The following is an 18903-nucleotide window of genomic DNA, read 5'->3' on the forward strand; positions in this document are numbered from 1 at the left end:
GGAACATTTATGGATAAAAATCTCCTCATCACCGGCGGCTCCCGGGGTATCGGGGCCGCCACGGCGGTTCTGGCAGCGGCGCAGGGTTATCGCGTGTGCATCAACTATCTGTCCGATCACGCCTCGGCCGAGCGGCTGTGCGGGCAGATTCGCGAGGCGGGCGGTTATGCCATCGCGGTGCAGGCCGACGTCAGCAACGAGGACGAAATCATCCATCTGTTCGCCCGGATCGATTCCGAGATGGGGCGGATCACCGCGCTGGTCAACAATGCCGGCACGGTGGGCGAGGCGTCGCGGCTGGACACGATGTCCGAGTTTCGTCTGCTGAAGATCATGATGAGCAACGTGGTCGGGCCCATGCTGTGCAGCAAGCACGCGCTGCTGCGCATGTTGCCCCGCCACGGCGGGCGCGGCGGCAGCATCGTCAATGTGTCGTCGGTCGCCGCACGGCTCGGATCACCCGGCGAGTACGTCGACTACGCGGCGTCGAAGGGCGCGCTGGACACCTTTACCATCGGGCTGGCCAAGGAAGTGGCAGGCGAGGGCGTGCGGGTCAACGCCGTGCGTCCCGGTTACATCTTCACCGAATTCCACGCCCTGAGCGGCGACCCTCATCGCGTCAGCAAGCTGGAACCGACCATTCCCATGGGCCGTGGCGGACTGGCCGATGAAGTGGCGCAAGCGATTGTGTGGCTGCTGTCCGACAAGGCGTCGTATTCGACGGGTTCGTTCATTGATCTGGGCGGTGGGCGATAGCGATACCGCTGAGGCTACGAGGTGGGGAGGTCTTGCGATTGCCGCCGGACCTGCTGACTGCACGCGTCCTCCCTGCTGAAACGCAATCCCTGTAGGAGCGCGCTTGCCCGCGACACGGCAGGTACATCCGCCATATCTCTGGGGTCTTCACCGGCGCTTTCGCGGGCAAGCGCGCTCCTACGGCCTTCGGCCAGAATCAGAAGCCATCAGCGCTGTCGGCCCGAATCAAAAACCATCACCGCAGCGTCATCATGTTTCTGCCCTGCCCCCGTTTCGATCCTGCCAGCCATGTTCTAGCCAGCCATCATCGAGCGAATGATCTTCCCCAGCGTCTCCATCGCCCGTTCAGACGTTTCGCCCCACGGGCTGCCGTAGTTCAGGCGGATGAAGGGCTTGAAGCGCCGCGTCGGCGAAAACATTGGGCCGGGTGCGATGCTGATGCCCTGGGTGAGTGCGGCCTGGAACACCTTCAGCGAGTCGATGTGTTCCGGCAGTTCAACCCAGAGAAAGTACCCGCCGGTGGGCTGGCTGACGCGGGTCTGCGCGGGGAAATGCCGGGCGATGGCGCCGAGCATGGCGCGCTGCTGATCTTCCAGGCTGTGGCGCAACTTGCGCAGGTGCCGGTCATAACCGCCGTGTTGCAGGTAATCGGCGATGGCGGCCTGGGCGGGCATCGACGCGCACAGCGAGGTCATGATTTTCAGCCGCTCGACCTTCTGCGCATAACGCCCCGCAGCGACCCATCCCACCCGATAACCCGGCGCGAGGCTTTTGGCGAACGAGCCGCAATGCAGGACCAGGCCTTCGGTGTCGAACGCCTTCGCCGGCTTTGGCGCGTGCTGGCCGTAATACAGCTCGGCGTAGACGTCATCCTCAATCAGCGGCACCTCATGCTTGCGCAGCAACTCCACCAGTTCCCGTTTGCGCGCTTCAGGCACCGTTGCGCCGGTGGGGTTCTGAAAACTGGTCATGCTCCAGCAGGCCTTGATCGGGTAGCGCTCAAGCGCCTGTTCAAGCACGACCAGGTCAATGCCCTGTTGCGGGTGCACCGGGATTTCCACCGCCTTGAGCTTCAGTCTTTCAAGCACCTGCAAGCAGGCGTAGAACGCCGGCGCCTCGATGGCCACCAGATCACCGGGCTCGGTCACCGCTTGCAGGCACAGATTCAGCGCTTCAAGGGCGCCGTTGGTGATCAGCAGCTCCTCCATGGGCAACATCTGCCCGGCGACCATGTAACGCAGCGCGATCTGCCGCCGCAGCGCCGGATTGCCAGGCGACAGGTCGCTGACCACCATGCGCGGGTCCATGTCGCGGGTGGCACTGGCGAGGGAGCGGGCCAGTCGCTGTAACGGGAACAGCCCGGCGCTCGGGAAGGCCGAGCCGAACGGCACGATGTTCGGGTCCTTGATGGATTCGAGCACGGAGAACACCAGGTCGCTGACGTCGACTTCGGTGGATTCGCTCACCTGCGGCGCGGGACGCACTTCCTGCTCCGAAGGCTGATGGCCAAGGCCTTGCAGGCGGATGCTGTCGTTGACGAAGTAGCCTGAGCGCGGGCGCGCCCGGATCAGGCCTCGGCGTTCCAGCAGGTAGTAGGCCTGGAACACCGTCGACGGGCTGATGCCGTGGGTCTGGCTGGCGTAGCGCACCGACGGCACACGCTGCCCTGCGGCAAGCACCCCGGAACGGATCAGCTCGGCAATGTCATCGGCAAACTTTTCATAGCGCTTCATGGTGGGCTCGTGCTGAGTGGCTTTTGGGGCGCAGCAGCCATGGGGTGCCAGCGGGCGGGCAGGGCGGATGCCCCGGCTGCAGGCTCGGAATATGCCCGCGGCCAGCGGATTAGTACAGATGCAGGTTGACGTGCAACAACCGGATCAGACGCTAAGGCACGATCAGCACCTCCCGCACTCTCGGCCCCTGCCGCGGTCCATACCGCACTGACGCTGAATGAAGGGAACGCACTGATGAATGCCTGGTGGGAAGAAGTCGTGGAAACACTGCAGGCCGAGTTCTCTGATATCACGGATGCAGGGCAGATCACCCGCGTAACCATACGCCTGGTCATTGCGGCGCTGCTGGGCGGGATCCTGGGTTTCGAGCGGGAACACAAGGGCAAGGCGGCCGGGGTTCGAACGCACATGCTGGTGTGCATGGGCGCTGCGCTGTTTGTGCTGGTGCCGCGCATGGCCGGTGCCGACGACGCTGCATTGAGCCGAGTGGTGCAGGGCATTGTGGCGGGGATCGGCTTTCTCGGAGCCGGGACCATCCTCAAGGGCGATGCGCTCAACGCTACTCAAGTGAAGGGCCTGACCACGGCGGCCGGTTTGTGGATGACCGCTGCCATCGGTATCGCAGCCGGGATGGGCAGGGAAATGACGGCGGTGCTGAGTACATTACTGGCACTGGGGATTTTCAGTCTGATGCCGCGGATTGTCAGGCGCTTTGAATCTCTGGAAGACCGCGCCAAAGACCCCGCCCGCAGCACGGGCGGCGACGCTCAGGAACCTTGAGCGAGGGGTCATTCGGAAACATTGAGGGTGTGGCTGCTGACCGATTCCCGGCTGAAGCCGGTCCTACAGGAAACACGCGCATTGCAGGATCGGCTTCAGCCGGGAAGGGGCCTGTTGGCTCGCTCTCAAAATCGCGGCGTGCCATCCAAAAGCTTCCCGGCTGAAGCCGGTCCTACAGAACCATGTTGCGTCAGTGGGACCGGCTGCAGCCTGGAAAGGGGGTCAATCACTCAGGAAACTTCTCATCCAGAATCGCCGGTGGCTCGCCGCTCGGCGGATCACCCACCGGCGGTTCAATTACCGGGGGCATGAGCGGTGAAGGTGGCTCCTCGGGCTTCGGCACGGGCAATTCGGGATCGTCTATATTCGGGTCGGGCGTTTCTGCGGGAACGGGAATGCTCATGGTCTTCGCTTCCTTGGGTTCGTCGAGAGGGGCGTGTCAGGTGACGTCGCATCACACCCGCCATCACGCGAATATTTCGACGCGCAGCGCCGTGACAATGATTCACTCAATCCGCCCGGTCACTGCGTTACGCCGAAGCCCCTGGCCTGCCATTATCCGTACGGTAACTTGATCAAACGTCACGCAAGCTCTTTGAACTTTTGCCCGACGCTGGCGTTCGGAACCTATGCTGCCACGTCCGGATGCGTTGATCCCGTGGCTCTCTCTTATGTTATGGACAAAGACGCTGAAGCAATGGGCGCCCCGCAGCGGGCGTCCCTGGGCGTGAGGAGTGATGCTCGATGAATGATACTGCTGATCAGCCGTACGGCCCGGATTCCCTGGCCAACGATGTTCTCCACTCTATCCACCCTATACCCCTGACCCAAGCCTTGCAGTTGCCGCGAATCGTGATCGAGGACACCCAGCCGGTGATCGATAACGGTCAGCTGGCGGCCAAGGCCGTTGTCGGTCAGCCGGTCACGGTTACCAGCAAAATTTACGCGGACGGCCACGACAAGATGGCGGTGCGCATTGTTTACCGCGCCGTTGATGAAGACCAATGGCAGTCCGTGCCCATGCGCGAACTGGGCAACGACAGCTGGATCGGCGAATTCACCCCGCCGACCTTTACCCGCTACATCTACCGCCTTGAAGCCTGGATCGATCAGTTCGGCAGCTACCGCTACGAGCTGGAAAAGAAATACGCCGCTGGCGTCACCATCGATCTGGAGCTGGAAGAAGGGCGCCTGCACCTGGTGCACGCTGCCGAGCGCAGCACACTGGAATTGCGCGGCCAGCTCGACAGCCTGGTCAAGCGCTTCGGCGAGGCCACGGAAAACGAGGCCAAAGTTGCACTGCTGCTGAACAGCGAAACTGCCGCCATCATGGCCAAGGCAGACAACCACGCGTTTCTCAGCCGCAGCCTGGAATTCCCGCTGGACGTCGAGCGTGAACTGGCCCAGTTCGCCAGCTGGTACGAGCTGTTTCCACGCTCGATCACCGACGACAAAAAGCGCCACGGCACCTTCAAGGATGTCCACACGCGTCTGCCAATGATTCGCGACATGGGTTTCGACGTGCTGTATTTCCCGCCGATCCACCCGATCGGCCGCGCTCACCGCAAAGGCCCAAACAACTCCCTGACCGCCGGGCCCGATGATGTGGGCAGCCCGTACGCCATCGGCAGCGCTGAGGGCGGCCATGACGCGATTCACCCGCAACTGGGCACCCGCGAAGACTTCCGCGAGCTGGTCGCCGCAGCGGCCGAACACGGTCTGGAAATCGCCCTCGACTTCGCCATCCAGTGCTCCCAGGACCATTTGTGGCTCAAGGAACACCCGGGCTGGTTCTCATGGCGCCCGGACGGCACCATCCGTTACGCGGAAAACCCGCCGAAGAAATACCAGGACATCGTCAACGTCGATTTCTATGCGCCGGATGCGGTTCCAGGCCTGTGGATCGAGCTGCGGGACGTGATCCTCGGCTGGGTGAAAGAGGGCGTAAAGATTTTCCGCGTCGACAACCCGCACACCAAACCGCTGCCGTTCTGGCAGTGGATGATCGCCGACGTGCGCAGCCAGCACCCGGAAGTCATGTTTCTCGCCGAAGCCTTCACCAAGCCGGCGATGATGGCGCGTCTGGGCAAGGTCGGTTATTCCCAGAGCTACACCTACTTCACCTGGCGTAACACCAAGGCCGAGCTGAGCGAGTACTTCACTCAGCTCAACGAATCGCCATGGCGCGAGTGCTACCGACCGAACTTCTTCGTCAACACCCCGGACATCAACCCGCCGTTCCTGCACGATTCAGGTCGCCCGGGCTTCCTGATCCGCGCGGCGCTGGCGACCATGGGTTCGGGTTTGTGGGGGATGTATTCGGGCTTCGAACTGTGTGAATCGGCGCCGGTACCGGGCAAAGAGGAATACCTCGATTCCGAGAAGTATGAAATCCGTCCTCGCGACTTTACGGCGCAGGGAAACATCATTGCCGAGATCGCCCAGCTCAACCGTATCCGTCGCCAGAACCCGGCGCTGCAGACGCACTTGGGCCTGAAGATCTACACCGCGTACAACGACAACATCCTGTATTTCGGCAAGCGCACGGCGGACGGCAGCAACTTCATTCTGGTCGCGGTGAACCTTGACCCACGCAACGCGCAGGAAGCGAATTTCGAACTGCCGCTGTGGGAAATGGGCCTCGCGGACGACGCCGCCACCCTGGGCGAAGACTTGATGACCGGGCATTCCTGGACCTGGTACGGCAAGACTCAGTTCATGCGCCTGGACCCTTCGTACCAGTCGTTCGGCATCTGGCGCATCAAAGCCACAAACCAATAATTAAAAGGATGTGGTCATGGCAAAGAAACCCCGTAACGCTGCCTTTATCGAAGACCCGCTCTGGTACAAAGATGCGGTGATTTACCAGGTCCACGTGAAATCGTTTTTCGATTCCAACGACGATGGCATCGGTGATTTCCCCGGCCTGATCGCCAAGCTCGACTACATTGCCGAACTGGGCGTCAACACCATCTGGCTGCTGCCGTTCTACCCGTCGCCACGGCGCGACGATGGCTATGACATCGCCGAGTACCGTGGCGTGCACAGCGACTACGGCACCATGGCCGATGCGAAAAAGTTCATCGCCGAGGCGCACAACCGCGGCTTGCGGGTGATCACCGAGCTGGTCATCAACCACACCTCCGACCAGCACGCGTGGTTTCAGCGCGCGCGGCATGCGAAGAAGGGCTCCAAGGCGCGGGATTTCTACGTCTGGTCCGATGACAATCAGAAATACGACGGCACCCGGATCATCTTTCTCGACACCGAGAAGTCCAACTGGACGTGGGACCCGGTCGCGGAGCAGTACTTCTGGCACCGTTTCTATTCCCACCAGCCGGACCTGAATTTCGACAACCCGCAGGTCATGAAGGCGGTGATCGAGGTCATGCGTTACTGGCTGGACATGGGCATCGACGGTCTGCGTCTGGACGCGATTCCTTACCTCATCGAGCGCGACGGCACCAACAATGAAAACCTGCCGGAGACCCACCAGGTCCTCAAGCAGATCCGTGCCGAAATCGACGCCAATTACCCCGACCGTATGCTGCTGGCCGAAGCCAACCAGTGGCCGGAAGACACCCAGCTCTACTTCGGTGACCGCAAGGGCAAGGACGGCGACGAATGCCACATGGCGTTTCACTTCCCGCTGATGCCGCGCATGTACATGGCGGTGGCTCAGGAAGACCGTTTCCCGATCACCGACATCCTGCGTCAGACCCCGGAAATTCCGGAGAACTGCCAGTGGGCGATCTTCCTGCGCAACCACGATGAGCTGACGCTGGAAATGGTCACCGACCGCGAGCGTGATTACCTGTGGAATTACTACGCTTCAGACCGTCGCGCGCGGATCAACCTGGGCATCCGTCGTCGCCTGGCGCCGTTGCTGGAACGTGACCGCCGCCGCGTCGAGTTGCTGAACAGCATGCTGCTGTCCATGCCCGGGACGCCGACCCTGTATTACGGCGACGAAATCGGCATGGGCGACAACATTTACCTCGGCGACCGCGACGGTGTGCGCACGCCGATGCAGTGGTCGATCGACCGCAACGGCGGCTTTTCCCGCGCCAACCCGGCCAGTCTGGTGCTGCCGCCGATCATGGACCCCCTGTATGGGTATCAATCGGTCAACGTCGAGGCGCAGGATCACGACCCTCACTCGCTGCTGAACTGGACCCGACGCATGCTCGCCGTGCGCAGGCAGCAGAAAGCCTTCGGCCGCGGCACCCTGAAAATGCTCTCGCCGAGCAACCGCCGCATCCTGGCCTACACCCGCGAGTACACAGGCCCCGACGGCAAGACCGAAATCATCCTCTGCGTCGCCAACGTCTCGGCCGCCTCCCAGGCCGCCGAGCTTGAACTGGCGCCGTACGCCGGGACCGTGCCGGTCGAAATGCTCGGTGGCAGCGCCTTTCCACCCATTGGCCAGCTCAACTACCTGCTGACGTTGCCACCTTATGGCTTCTACTGGTTCTTGCTGGCCGCGGAGAATCAAATGCCCAGCTGGCACGTTGAACCGGCCCAGAGCATGCCGGACTTCCCGACCCTGGTGCTCAAGCAGCGCCTGGAAGAACTGCTCGAAGAACCCCTGCGCCAGACCATGGAGCAGACGTCGCTGTCTGTCTATCTGCCGAAACGCCGCTGGTTCGCCGGCAAGGGCACGGCCATCGACAGCATCCACATCGCCTACGCCGTGCGCTTCGGCACCACGGTGCGTCCGGTGTTGCTGAGCGAAATCGAAGTGACTTCCGGCGGCGAAGTGGTGCGCTACCAGCTGCCGTTTGGCCTGTTGCCGGAAGACGACATCAGCAGCGCCTTGCCGCAACAGCTCGCTCTGTCGCGCGTACGTCGCGGCCGCCAGGTCGGCTTGATTACCGATGCGTTCACCCTCGAACCGTTCATTCGCAGCGTCATCCGCAGCATGCAGGAAAACACCGTGCTGGCGACCCCGGACGGCGAGCTGCAATTCCAGAGCACCTCGCAATTGGCGCCGCTGGGGCTGAACGAAGACGCCGAGGTGCGTTACCTCTCGGCCGAACAGTCCAACAGCTCAGTGGTGGTCGGCAAGAAGCTGGTCCTGAAAATGATTCGCCGTGTCGCGGCGGGTACTCACCCGGAGCTTGAAATGGGCGCGTACCTCACCGAAGCCGGCTACCCGCATATTTCGCCGCTGTTGGGTGCGGTAGTGCGCGTCGACGGGCAGGGCGAGAAAAACCTGCTGATGATTGCCCAGGGTTACCTCAGCAATCAGGGCGATGCGTGGGAATGGACGCAGAACAACCTCGAACGCGCCGTGCGTGATCACATGGCCCACGGTCAGTCGGCGCTGGAGCAGCAAGCCAATGCGCTGATCGAACTGCAAGACTTCGCCGGCCTGCTGGGTCAGCGTCTGGGCGAGATGCACGTGATCCTCGGCGCGCCGACGGACAACCCGGACTTCAAGACCGAAGTCACCAGCGTCAAGGACAGTGAGGCGTCAGCGAAGAGCGTTTCGGCGCAGATCGAGCGTGCGTTGCAGTTGCTCGAGCAGCACCGTGACTCGCTGGAAGCACAGGATCAGCAGCTCATCACTGAATTGCTGGGCAAGCGCAAGGCGCTGCTGGCCCAAGTCAAAACCCTGGCCAGGCAATCGGTCGGCGGCTTGAGAATGCGCGTGCACGGCGACCTGCACCTTGGCCAAATGCTGGTGGTGAAGGGCGATGCTTACCTGATCGACTTCGAAGGCGAGCCGGCGCGTCCGCTGCAGGAGCGTCGGGCTAAATACAGCCCGTTCAAAGACGTCAGCGGCGTGCTGCGCTCTTTCGACTACGCTGCGGCGATGGCCATGCGCAACGCGCAGAGTGCCGACACGTCGGTGCAGGCTGAAACCGCCCGCCAGCAAGTGGCCGAGACGTATTTGAAGCAGGCCCGCGAGGCCTTCCTCGACGGCTACCGCAAGGCCACCGGCCAAGTGGGTCACGACTGGAAAGATGCCAAAGGTGAGGCGGCCGCACTGGCGCTGTTCACCCTGGAAAAAGCCGCTTATGAAGTGGCCTACGAGGCCGAGAATCGGCCGACATGGTTGTCGGTTCCGCTTCAAGGTTTGCGCGGGCTTCTCGACCTGTCTGATGGAGAATGAAAATGAGTGCGTCTGACCAATTCGGTAACGGCAACCACGCAATATTGCCCAGCGCCGTCGACCTGGACGCGTTGATCCGCGCGGAGCATCGCGACCCGTTCTCGATGCTCGGTCCCCACAGCGATGGCGCTGAAGGCCAGGTGATCCGTGCCTATCTGCCCCATGCACTGGCCGTGCGCGTGCTCGCGCGCGACGGCGAACGTGACCTCGGCGAGCTGAGCATGACCGACAAGCCGGGCTTCTTTGCCGGGCAATTTCCGGTGCGTGAACCCTATGTGCTGAAAATCTCCTGGGCCACCGGCGAGCAAATCACCGAAGACCCGTATAGCTTTGGCGAGCAGCTTGGCGAGATGGACTTGTACCTGTTCGCCGAGGGCAACCACCGCGACCTGAGCAGCGCACTTGGCGCACAGGTGAAGAATGTCGATGGCGTCGACGGCGTGCGCTTCTCGGTGTGGGCACCAAATGCCCGCCGTGTCTCGGTGGTTGGCGACTTCAACAGCTGGGACGGCCGCCGTCACCCGATGCGCCTGCGTCACCCGACTGGCGTGTGGGAAATTTTCATCCCGCGCATCGGGCCGGGCGAAGCGTACAAGTACGAGATCCTCGGCCAGCACGGCGTTCTGCCGCTGAAAGCTGACCCGATGGCCCTCGCCACCCAGCTGCCGCCTGCCACGGCGTCGAAAGTCGCTGCGCCGCTTGCCTTTGAATGGCAGGACAATGACTGGATGCAGTCCCGGGGCGACAAGCACGACATTCATCAGCCGCTGTCAATCTACGAGCTGCACGCCGGCTCGTGGCAGTGGCACCATGGTGGCGATGACGAGCCTGATCGCCCGTATGACTGGCGCGAGCTGGCCGACAACCTGATTCCGTATATCAAGGAACTGGGCTTTACCCATATCGAGCTGATGCCGATCATGGAACACCCCTTCGGCGGCTCTTGGGGGTATCAGGTGTTGTCGCAGTTTGCACCGAGTGCGCGCTACGGCAAACCGGAGGACTTCGCCGCATTTGTTGATGCGTGCCACCGTAACGACATCGGCGTGATTCTTGATTGGGTGCCGGCGCACTTCCCGACCGACGCACACGGTCTGGCCCAATTCGACGGGACTGCACTGTACGAATACGCCAATCCTCATGAAGGTTTCCATCAGGACTGGAACACGCTGATCTACAACCTGGGTCGCACCGAAGTCCACGGTTTCATGATTGCCTCCGGTATCCATTGGCTGAAGAACTTCCACGTCGATGCGTTGCGCGTGGATGCGGTGGCTTCAATGCTGTATCGCGACTATTCCCGCAATGCCGGCGAATGGGTCCCGAACCGTTACGGCGGCCGTGAAAACCTGGAAGCCATCGACTTCCTGCGCCACCTCAACGACGTGGTGGCGATCGAAGCGCCGGGCGCGCTGGTCATTGCCGAGGAATCGACGTCATGGCCGGGCGTTTCCCAGCCCACTCAGCAGGGCGGTCTGGGCTTCTCGTACAAATGGAACATGGGATGGATGCACGACACGCTCAAGTACATCGAGCAGGATCCGATCCATCGCCAGCATCACCATTCTCAGCTAAGTTTCGGCTTGGTCTACGCGTGGTCCGAGCGGTTCGTCCTGCCGATTTCCCACGATGAAGTGGTGCATGGCAAGCATTCGCTGATCGACAAGATGCCCGGCGACCGCTGGCAGAAATTCGCCAACCTGCGCGCGTACCTGTCGTTCATGTGGACCCACCCGGGCAAGAAGCTGCTGTTCATGGGCTGTGAGTTTGCCCAGTGGCGTGAGTGGAACCACGACACCGAGCTGGATTGGCATTTCCTGCAGTACGCCGAGCACAAGGGCGTGCACACGCTGGTCAGCGACCTTAACCGGTTGTATCGCACGGAAAAGGCGCTGTACGAGCAGGACTGTCAGCCACAGGGTTTCCAGTGGGTAATCGGTGACGACGCCGGCAACAGCGTCTATGCCTACCTGCGCTGGAGCAAGGAGGGTGAGCCGTTGCTGGTGGTCGCCAACCTGACGCCCGTGCCGCGTGAAGCCTATCGCGTTGGCGTTCCGTTCAGCGGCAAGTGGGCCGAGCTGTTCAACAGCGACGCAGGGATCTATGCCGGTTCCAACTTCGGCAACGGCGGCGGCGTGCGCACCGACGAGATCAAGGATCATGGCCAGGCGTTCTCGCTGTCTCTGAATCTGCCGCCGCTGGGTGTAGTGATCTTGAAACCAACTGTGGAACAGCTGCAGCAGGAGGATTGATGCTTCCTGCCAGTGCGTCGTTTTTTGTAGCAGCTAAGTAGCAGCTGAGTAAAACCTGTGGGAGCGAGCTTGCTCGCGGATCGCTTTAATCAGTCGACTTGTTCGGCTAATGGAGCATTCGCCAGCCGACTCGCTCCCACAGTCGTTTGAGCACTTCCGACAAAGGTTGTGGGACGCTTCCCGGACGAATGTCATCCCTCGCTAATGAACCTGACATCTTTTCAATGGTCTGTTGACCACTGCGCGCGCAGTACGCCCGGGTTACGACCCTTGGCGTCCGGCTGAATTTCGCCCGCGCCAGATGCCTTTTCCAGCAGTTGCAGCGCGTTGTTCGTCGCTGTCCGACCAGGCGTGATTCCCTTGCATGCGGCCCGCCCACCGGCCTTCTTTTCAATTTGTCGAAGATTATCCATGCCTATTTCTCCCTCCAATGCTTCCCTTCGCTTTACCCCTGTGCCGGGCGTTCGACGCCGTTTGCTCAACGCCGGCCTGCTCACCACTTTGTTGACCTCTGCCGTTGCCAGCCCATTGGTGCACGCCGAAACGCAGAGCAAAGACCGCTGGGTCAGTGACACCCTCAGCACCTACGTGCGCAGCGGCCCTACCGACGGCTATCGCATCGTCGGCACGCTGAAATCCGGGCAGAAAGTCGAGCTGATCAATACCCAGGGCGACTACAGCCAAGTGCGCGGCAGCGCTGGCGACAACGTGTGGATTCCCACCGCTGACCTGCAGGAAGTGCCGGGGCAGGCCGAGCGCTTGCCGCAATTGACACAGAAAGCCGCGGACGTCAGCGCGCAACTGAAGACCATCGACGATGACTGGAAAACCAAGGTTCAGGGCATGCAGGAAACCCTGGAGTCGCGCAAGAAGCTGGTCGACGAGCTCGAGGCCCGCACCAAGGATCTGAACGCGCAGTTGGCCAGCGCCCAGTCGGATTTGCGCACAACTCAGGCGAAACTGGGTGACGAGAACAATCAGGTGCTGATGCGTTACATGGTGTACGGCGGCAGCATCGCGGGCGCTGGCCTGTTGCTGGGCCTGATCCTCCCGTCCCTGACCAAGGGCCGCAAGCGCAACGATCGGTGGTTTTGAGTAGGTCAGCCTGCGCCAGTTGTGGGCCTAATCGGCCTCTACTGTAGGAGCGCGCTTGCCCGCGAAGACGGTCTCATATCAACCTGTTTTCGCCTGACACACCGCGCCTTCTGCAGACTCCGGCTTGCTGGCGACCTAGCTTGGTCACTTGCTCATGTGTTACCTGACACCCTGGGTTCGCCAGCAAGCCGGCGCCTACAGATTCATATTCGCGTGCAGCCTGTCGGAGCGGATTTCCGGCAGCCATCTCCGGCCATACCACGCTCTCCCAACTGCCACGACCCCGTAGGAGCCGGCTTGCTGGCGAACCGATTCTGTCAGTCGACACTTTCGGATCTGCCAACCGCATTCGCCAGCAAGCCGCCTCCTACAGTGCTAGATATCGTGGGGACGCACCTTGAGCCCAACGTTCATCTGACAGGGATTCCCGGCAATCACTGGCAACTTTCCCCGCATGCGCTATTTTAGTGCGGAGCATCCTCTGCCCACCGCTGTTTCCCACCACAAGAAAAAGAGAACCCCACCCATGAAGTTCGAACCCTTCGCCCAGTCGCTCGTTGCGATGGCGCTCACCCTTGGTCTGTCCTGCGCCCACGCCGCTTCCGTGGCCCCGGCCGCTGCTGAAAACGGCATGGTCGTCACCGCGCAGCACCTGGCCACCCACGTGGGCGTTGACGTGCTCAAATCCGGCGGTAACGCGGTCGATGCGGCCGTTGCGGTGGGCTACGCGCTGGCGGTCGTTTACCCGGCTGCCGGCAATCTGGGCGGCGGCGGTTTCATGACCATCCAGCTGGCGGACGGGCGCAAGACCTTCCTCGACTTCCGCGAAAAAGCGCCGCTGGCCGCCACCGCCAACATGTACCTGGACAAGGACGGCAACGTCGTGCCGGACCTGAGTTCCAAGGGCCACTTGGCCGTCGGCGTGCCCGGAACGGTTTCGGGGATGGAAATGGCGCTCAGCAAATACGGCACCAAAAAACGCGCCGAAGTCATTGCGCCAGCGATCAAACTCGCTGAAAACGGCTTCGCCCTGGAGCAAGGCGATGTCGACCTGCTCGGCACCGCCACCGACGAATTCAAGGCCGACGCAAAAGACCTGGGTACGATCTTCCTGAACAAGGGCCAGCCACTGCAAGTCGGCGACACCCTGGTGCAGAAAGACCTCGCCAAAACCCTCAAGGAAATCTCCGCCAAAGGCAGCGACGGCTTCTACAAGGGCTGGGTCGCCAAGGCGATCGTCGATTCCAGCCAGGCGGGGAAGGGCATCGTCACCCAGGCGGATCTGGATAAATACGCGACCCGCGAACTGGCGCCAATCGAGTGTGATTACCGCGGTTACCACGTGGTCTCGGCGCCGCCACCGAGCTCCGGCGGCGTGGTCATCTGCGAGATCATGAACATCCTTGAAGGCTACCCGATGCAGGAGTTGGGCTATCACTCCGCCCAAGGCCTGCATTACCAGATCGAAGCCATGCGTCACGCCTACGTCGACCGCAACAGCTACCTGGGCGACCCGGATTTCGTCAAGAACCCGATCAGCCATTTGCTCGACCGCGACTACGCCGCCAAGCTGCGCGCCGCCATCGAACCGCAGAAAGCCGGTATCTCCCAGAACATCAAACCCGGCGTCGCGCCCCACGAAGGCAACAACACCACGCACTATTCCATCGTCGACAAATGGGGCAACGCGGTCTCCGTCACCTACACCCTCAACGACTGGTTCGGCGCAGGCGTGATGGCGAGCAGCACCGGTGTGATACTCAACGACGAGATGGACGACTTCACCTCCAAGGTCGGCGTGCCGAACATGTACGGCCTGATTCAGGGCGAAGCCAACGCCATCGCGCCGGGCAAGTCGCCGTTGTCGTCGATGAGCCCGACCATCGTCACCAAGGACGGCAAGACCGTGATGGTGGTCGGTACTCCGGGTGGCAGCCGCATCATCACCGCTACCTTGCTGACCATGCTCAACGTCATCGACTACGGCATGAACATCCAGGAAGCGGTCGATGCGCCACGCTTCCACCAGCAGTGGATGCCGGAAACCACCAACCTGGAAACCCTCGCCGTCAGCCCTGACACCCAGAAGATCCTCGAAAGCTGGGGCCATAAGTTTGCCGGACCGCAGGATGCCAACCACCTGGCTGCCATTCTCGTCGGCGCGCCGTCGCTGGGTGGGAAGCCCGTGGGCAACAACCGCTTCTACGGTGCGAACGATCCACGTCGCAGCACGGGGTTGTCGCTGGGTTACTGATCCACGGACCTGATGATTTCACCGGACGGGGGCAGGGCGCTCTTGTCCGGTGACGGCGTGCTGTAGTTCTCCACTGGGAAGACCCTGCGCGTGATTCCGGTTGCGCGCAGGGCGCCTCGAAGTGTTATGTTATAACCCGATTTTTGGGTCCTTCAGGGGCCTGTCGGTTATCGCGCTTCGAGAGTCCACCGCGTATGCAAACCCTGTCTGTCACCTTGCAATCTCCCGCCACGTCCAACGCTCATCCCGGCCGCCTGCAATCGATCGATGCCCTGCGCGGCCTGATCATCGTGTTCATGCTGCTGGATCACGTGCGCGAGACCTTCTTTCTGCACCATCAGGTCAGCGACCCGATGGAGGTCGCCAACACCAGCGTCGACCTGTTCATCAGCCGCACCCTCGCGCATTTCTGCGCGCCGCTGTTCGTGTTTCTCACCGGGCTTTCCGCCTGGCTGTATGGCGAACGGCATGCGGGCAAGGGCGCGGTGGCGGGTTTTCTGTTCAAGCGCGGGCTGGTGTTGATCGCGCTTGAACTGACGCTGGTGAATTTCGCCTGGATGTTCCAGTTTCCGCCGACGGTGATTTACCTGCAGGTCATCTGGGCGATTGGGCTGAGCATGATCGCGCTGTCAGCGATGGTGGTATTGCCGCGCGGCGTATTGGCGGCGCTGGGGATGGCGATCATCGCCGGGCATAACCTGCTGGATGACATGCACTTTTCCGTGGGCTCGGCTCTGCACATCCCGTGGGCGATTCTGCATGACCGCGGCTGGATCGAGGTCGGCGACAGCCTGCGCTTGCGCACCTCGTACCCGCTGCTGCCGTGGATTGGCGTGATTGCCGTGGGTTACGCCGCCGGGCCTTGGTTTGGCCGCGACGCGAATGCAGAAAAGCGCGAGATCAACTTGATTGCCTGGGGGTTTGGCGCATTGACGCTGTTTCTCGCACTGCGCGGGATCAACGGCTATGGCGAGAAGCCGTGGGTGGAGGGTGACACCACGGCGCATACGCTGATGAGCGTCCTCAACGTCACCAAGTACCCGCCGTCGCTGCTGTTTATCAGCCTGACGCTGGGCGTCGGCTTGCTGGTGCTGGTCTGGCTTGAGCGTCAGCAAGGGCGGGCATGGCTGCGACCGCTGCTGGCGTTTGGCGCGGCGCCGATGTTTTTCTACCTGCTGCACCTGTACGTGCTGAAGTTGCTTTACGTCGGCGCGGTCGCGATCTGGGGCACCTCCCAAGGCCAGTACTTCGGGTTCACCTCGGTACTGGGCCTGTGGGGCTGCGCTGCGGTGCTCACCGTTGTGCTATGGCCGGCGGTGAGCGGGTTCGCGGCGCTCAAGGCGCGACGACGGGACATTGCCTGGCTGAAGTACTTCTGAGCACGGTCATGTAGGACCGGCTTTAGCCGGGAAGGCGTCAGGCGTCGCGCAGGCTACGTTCCATCCTCGCCAGGCCTTCTTCCAGCATCGGCCGTGGGCAGCCGAAGTTCAGGCGCACGAACTGGCCGCAGTCGTCGCCGAATTCCAGCCCGTCGCTGAGCGCGACTTTCCCGTGTTCGAGGAAGAATTGCTGCGGGCTTTCCAACCCAAGGCCCGAGCAATCCAGCCACGCCAGATACGTGCTCTGGGGCAGGTGCATCGTGATCCCCGGGAAGCGGGTCTTGATGGCCTCGGCCAGGTAATCGCGGTTGTCCTGCAGATACGCCACGACCTGTTCCAGCCACGGGCCGCCTTCGCGATAGGCCACTTCGGTCGCCTCCAGTCCCAGCGCATTGACACTGTCCACCAGCCCCAGACGTCCGGCGTTGAAACGCTGGCGCAGCTCGGCGTTCTGCACCACGGCGAACGCGGTTTTCAGACCGGCGATGTTCCAGGCCTTGCTCGCGGACATCAGCGTCACGCTGCGCGCCGCGATCTCCGGGCTCAGGGAAGCGATCGGCGTGTGCTGGCGACCGTCGAACAGCAGGTCGGCGTGGATTTCATCGGAAATGATCAGCGCATCACGTCGCACGCAGGCCTCACCGATGGCGAGCAATTCGTCGCGTTCGAAGACCTTGCCCAGCGGGTTGTGCGGATTGCTCAGCAGCAGGGCGCCGCGGTCGGGCAGGGCGCGTTCCAGCGCCGCAATGTCGGTGGGGTATTCGCCTCGGGCGTTGGCATGGAAGGGCAGATCGATGCGCGGCAGCTTCCAGTTGGTCGGCGCGTGCAGAAGCGGCGAGTAGTTGGGCGTCTGCACCAGCACTGCGCTGGACGGCGAGACCAGCGCATGGAGCGCCATGTTCACACCGGGCTCGACCCCGGGCAGAAACACCAGATCCTGCGCTTCGATCTGCCAGCCGTAGCGCTCGGCGAGGTGCTTGACCAGGGTCTCCCGCAATGCCTGCTGGGGTACGGAATAGCCCAGCAGCGGATGCTCCAGACGGTTCTTCAGCGCCTGCACGATGGGCGCGGCTACCGGGAAATCCATGTCCGCCACCCACATTGGCAGCACGTCTTCGGGGTACTGGCTCCACTTTTTGCTGCCGGTGTTCAAGCGCTGAAAAACGTTATTCAGATCCATGTTCTGGCCTGTCCTGCTCGAAAAAAGAGGGGATTGTGCCAGAGAATGAGGGGTCGGGTTTGCTGTCGATTTGCCCTTTGTAGGATTAATCCGTAAATGCCGCTGGAACTGTCTTCTTCGTGTCTCCTCCTCTGGAGTCACACTTTGAAATGCCTCATCTTCGCCCGCCTCAGCACCCCTCATGGACGAGTTGATCGATTAATAGTAGGAACGTGCATCTCAATCGTCCGCAAGAAGGTTATCCCGAATGGGGCGCTTGGCCGTTGCGGTGGGATTGCTTATCAGCCTGAGTGCCTGTGCAGCTAACTCTTCATTCCGGCGAGACCCAAACTGCCGTATCCGGCGGGGTATGTAGGGTTGGCGGCGCCCGAAAATATGGAGGTGTGGGTGGAGACGGTTGATGTGCGGGATCAGCGCGGCCTTGCATTTTTTCGCGTGCACGGTGGCGGCGCAAGCTACACGGGTCAGCCGGATGGCTGGCACGGAAGAGGAGGCAAGTTCAAACCCACCAATAACGTCGACTTGCCAGATCAGATTTTGCTGCGTGGGCAATCCTTAGTTGAACCACAAGCCTACAAAGTTTTGATCAAAATACCCCAATGGGTACGCGATGAAATGATCAAGCCATAGCGGGAGTTTTGTTTTCAGCGGTTCAGGCACGTCTTCAGTTGCAGTTCCAAGAGCATCCAAACCACATCAATAAAGTTGACCAAAAACAGCCCGTTCCTCAGTAACTCGGCTTCAAATTCAGGGGCGGCAAAACTAATAGTTGCCAACTCCAATCAACTCAAAGGGAATCAATGTAATTGAACAATCAATCACTCAACCCAACAACGAGCCTCCTTACATGAAAGACATCATCCGCCTAGGCGACCTCACCACTCATGGCGGCGTTGTGCTTGAAGCTTTTTCGCACACCGACCTCAACGGTAAAACCATTGCCGGGGTAGGGCACAAAGTCAGTTGCCCGTTGTGTAAAGGTATTTTCCCCATCGCCGAGGGCAGCAGCACTTACACCGTGGACGGAGTCCGGGTTGCTTTGGACGGCATGAAGACCGCGTGTGGTGCAGCCCTGATTGCCAGCGGGCCCAAGGGCGCTGTCATCGGCTAAACCGGGCGTCTGCGGGCCAGAAAGAACCTGCTCGAAAAATGCCCGAAGGGATCGGCGGCGCAATGCCGTCGATCCAGTGACTCTTCACCAGGCCATCCAAAGCCATGCAATCCGGGCCAAATCGCATGCACATTCCCAGACGTGGCTTCAACTGAGGCAGTCGCCGCTCGTCGGGACACAACCCAGCGTTATTAAACTTTCAGTACTAAACCACTTGTCGGGTGGGGTTCTCGCTTTGCTGAATT

General features: G+C 61.5%; 14 protein-coding genes. 10 read left to right on the forward strand and 4 right to left on the reverse strand.

Going from position 1 to position 18903, the window contains the following annotated elements:
- The first annotated feature begins 9 nt into the window (after positions 1–9).
- Entirely contained in the window at positions 10–756 is a 747-nt protein-coding gene (locus L4G42_RS05085) for an SDR family oxidoreductase (RefSeq protein WP_237259411.1), read from the forward strand.
- A gap of 293 nt (positions 757–1049) precedes the next feature.
- Here L4G42_RS05085 and mapR read toward each other — a convergent pair whose 3' ends face one another.
- The gene (gene mapR / locus L4G42_RS05090) at positions 1050–2489 is read right to left on the reverse strand and encodes a GntR family transcriptional regulator MpaR (protein ID WP_237252051.1); all 1440 of its coding nucleotides are present in this window, start codon (positions 2487–2489) and stop codon (positions 1050–1052) included.
- 234 nt (positions 2490–2723) lie between these two features.
- Between mapR and L4G42_RS05095 the strand changes: the two genes are divergently transcribed.
- The gene (locus L4G42_RS05095) at positions 2724–3269 is read left to right on the forward strand and encodes an MgtC/SapB family protein (RefSeq protein ID WP_237259412.1); all 546 of its coding nucleotides are present in this window, start codon (positions 2724–2726) and stop codon (positions 3267–3269) included.
- A 226-nt stretch (positions 3270–3495) separates the two neighbouring features.
- Here L4G42_RS05095 and L4G42_RS05100 read toward each other — a convergent pair whose 3' ends face one another.
- Complete coding sequence (locus tag L4G42_RS05100) at positions 3496–3672, reverse strand: hypothetical protein (RefSeq protein WP_237252053.1); 177 nt, start codon at positions 3670–3672, stop codon at positions 3496–3498.
- 341 nt (positions 3673–4013) lie between these two features.
- On the opposite strand from L4G42_RS05100, the gene L4G42_RS05105 reads away from it, so the two are divergent.
- From L4G42_RS05105 to glgB, 3 genes are read left to right on the forward strand one after another with little or no spacing between them, the layout of a single operon-like run.
- Complete coding sequence (locus L4G42_RS05105; protein ID WP_237259413.1) at positions 4014–6050, forward strand: alpha-1,4-glucan--maltose-1-phosphate maltosyltransferase; 2037 nt, start codon at positions 4014–4016, stop codon at positions 6048–6050.
- 16 nt (positions 6051–6066) lie between these two features.
- Entirely contained in the window at positions 6067–9387 is a 3321-nt protein-coding gene (gene treS / locus L4G42_RS05110; RefSeq protein ID WP_237252055.1) for a maltose alpha-D-glucosyltransferase, read from the forward strand.
- Positions 9388–9389: 2 nt separating this feature from the next.
- Entirely contained in the window at positions 9390–11639 is a 2250-nt protein-coding gene (glgB, locus tag L4G42_RS05115; RefSeq protein ID WP_237252056.1) for a 1,4-alpha-glucan branching protein GlgB, read from the forward strand.
- 221 nt (positions 11640–11860) lie between these two features.
- On the opposite strand, the gene L4G42_RS05120 is transcribed toward glgB, so the two are convergent.
- Positions 11861–12052, reverse strand: a complete 192-nt coding sequence (locus L4G42_RS05120; protein ID WP_237252057.1) for a hypothetical protein — start codon at positions 12050–12052, stop codon at positions 11861–11863.
- Here L4G42_RS05120 and L4G42_RS05125 point away from each other — a divergent pair.
- From L4G42_RS05125 to L4G42_RS05135, 3 genes are all read left to right on the forward strand, one after another.
- Entirely contained in the window at positions 12051–12734 is a 684-nt protein-coding gene (locus L4G42_RS05125) for a TIGR04211 family SH3 domain-containing protein (protein WP_237259414.1), read from the forward strand. The genes L4G42_RS05120 and L4G42_RS05125 overlap by 2 nt on opposite strands.
- A gap of 526 nt (positions 12735–13260) precedes the next feature.
- On the forward strand, positions 13261–14988 hold the full coding sequence (ggt, locus tag L4G42_RS05130; RefSeq protein WP_237252059.1) for a gamma-glutamyltransferase: 1728 nt from the start codon (positions 13261–13263) through the stop codon (positions 14986–14988).
- 194 nt (positions 14989–15182) lie between these two features.
- Positions 15183–16367: an acetyltransferase domain-containing protein gene (locus L4G42_RS05135; RefSeq protein WP_237259415.1), complete on the forward strand. Its 1185-nt coding sequence runs from the start codon at positions 15183–15185 to the stop codon at positions 16365–16367.
- A gap of 37 nt (positions 16368–16404) precedes the next feature.
- Here L4G42_RS05135 and L4G42_RS05140 read toward each other — a convergent pair whose 3' ends face one another.
- Entirely contained in the window at positions 16405–17547 is a 1143-nt protein-coding gene (locus L4G42_RS05140; protein WP_237252061.1) for a MalY/PatB family protein, read from the reverse strand.
- 387 nt (positions 17548–17934) lie between these two features.
- On the opposite strand from L4G42_RS05140, the gene L4G42_RS05145 reads away from it, so the two are divergent.
- Both L4G42_RS05145 and L4G42_RS05150 read left to right on the forward strand, forming a co-directional pair.
- Positions 17935–18177: a DUF2931 family protein gene (locus L4G42_RS05145; RefSeq protein WP_237252062.1), complete on the forward strand. Its 243-nt coding sequence runs from the start codon at positions 17935–17937 to the stop codon at positions 18175–18177.
- A 217-nt stretch (positions 18178–18394) separates the two neighbouring features.
- Positions 18395–18658: a PAAR domain-containing protein gene (locus L4G42_RS05150; RefSeq protein ID WP_237252063.1), complete on the forward strand. Its 264-nt coding sequence runs from the start codon at positions 18395–18397 to the stop codon at positions 18656–18658.
- Positions 18659–18903 lie beyond the last annotated feature (245 nt).

Source organism: Pseudomonas petrae (assembly GCF_021728295.1).
Lineage (GTDB): Bacteria > Pseudomonadota > Gammaproteobacteria > Pseudomonadales > Pseudomonadaceae > Aquipseudomonas > Aquipseudomonas petrae.

Excerpts from the sequence above, each read along its gene's own strand:
- L4G42_RS05140 (WP_237252061.1), bottom strand. The coding sequence starts at position 17,547 with ATGGATCTGAATAACGTTTTTCAGCGCTTGAACACCGGCAGCAAAAAG.
- L4G42_RS05125 (WP_237259414.1), top strand. The coding sequence starts at position 12,051 with ATGCCTATTTCTCCCTCCAATGCTTCCCTTCGCTTTACCCCTGTGCCG.
- L4G42_RS05150 (WP_237252063.1), top strand. The coding sequence starts at position 18,395 with ATGAAAGACATCATCCGCCTAGGCGACCTCACCACTCATGGCGGCGTT.
- L4G42_RS05085 (WP_237259411.1), top strand. The coding sequence starts at position 10 with ATGGATAAAAATCTCCTCATCACCGGCGGCTCCCGGGGTATCGGGGCC.
- L4G42_RS05135 (WP_237259415.1), top strand. The coding sequence starts at position 15,183 with ATGCAAACCCTGTCTGTCACCTTGCAATCTCCCGCCACGTCCAACGCT.
- L4G42_RS05095 (WP_237259412.1), top strand. The coding sequence starts at position 2,724 with ATGAATGCCTGGTGGGAAGAAGTCGTGGAAACACTGCAGGCCGAGTTC.
- treS (WP_237252055.1), top strand. The coding sequence starts at position 6,067 with ATGGCAAAGAAACCCCGTAACGCTGCCTTTATCGAAGACCCGCTCTGG.
- L4G42_RS05120 (WP_237252057.1), bottom strand. The coding sequence starts at position 12,052 with ATGGATAATCTTCGACAAATTGAAAAGAAGGCCGGTGGGCGGGCCGCA.
- L4G42_RS05105 (WP_237259413.1), top strand. The coding sequence starts at position 4,014 with ATGAATGATACTGCTGATCAGCCGTACGGCCCGGATTCCCTGGCCAAC.
- L4G42_RS05100 (WP_237252053.1), bottom strand. The coding sequence starts at position 3,672 with ATGAGCATTCCCGTTCCCGCAGAAACGCCCGACCCGAATATAGACGAT.
- ggt (WP_237252059.1), top strand. The coding sequence starts at position 13,261 with ATGAAGTTCGAACCCTTCGCCCAGTCGCTCGTTGCGATGGCGCTCACC.
- mapR (WP_237252051.1), bottom strand. The coding sequence starts at position 2,489 with ATGAAGCGCTATGAAAAGTTTGCCGATGACATTGCCGAGCTGATCCGT.
- glgB (WP_237252056.1), top strand. The coding sequence starts at position 9,390 with ATGAGTGCGTCTGACCAATTCGGTAACGGCAACCACGCAATATTGCCC.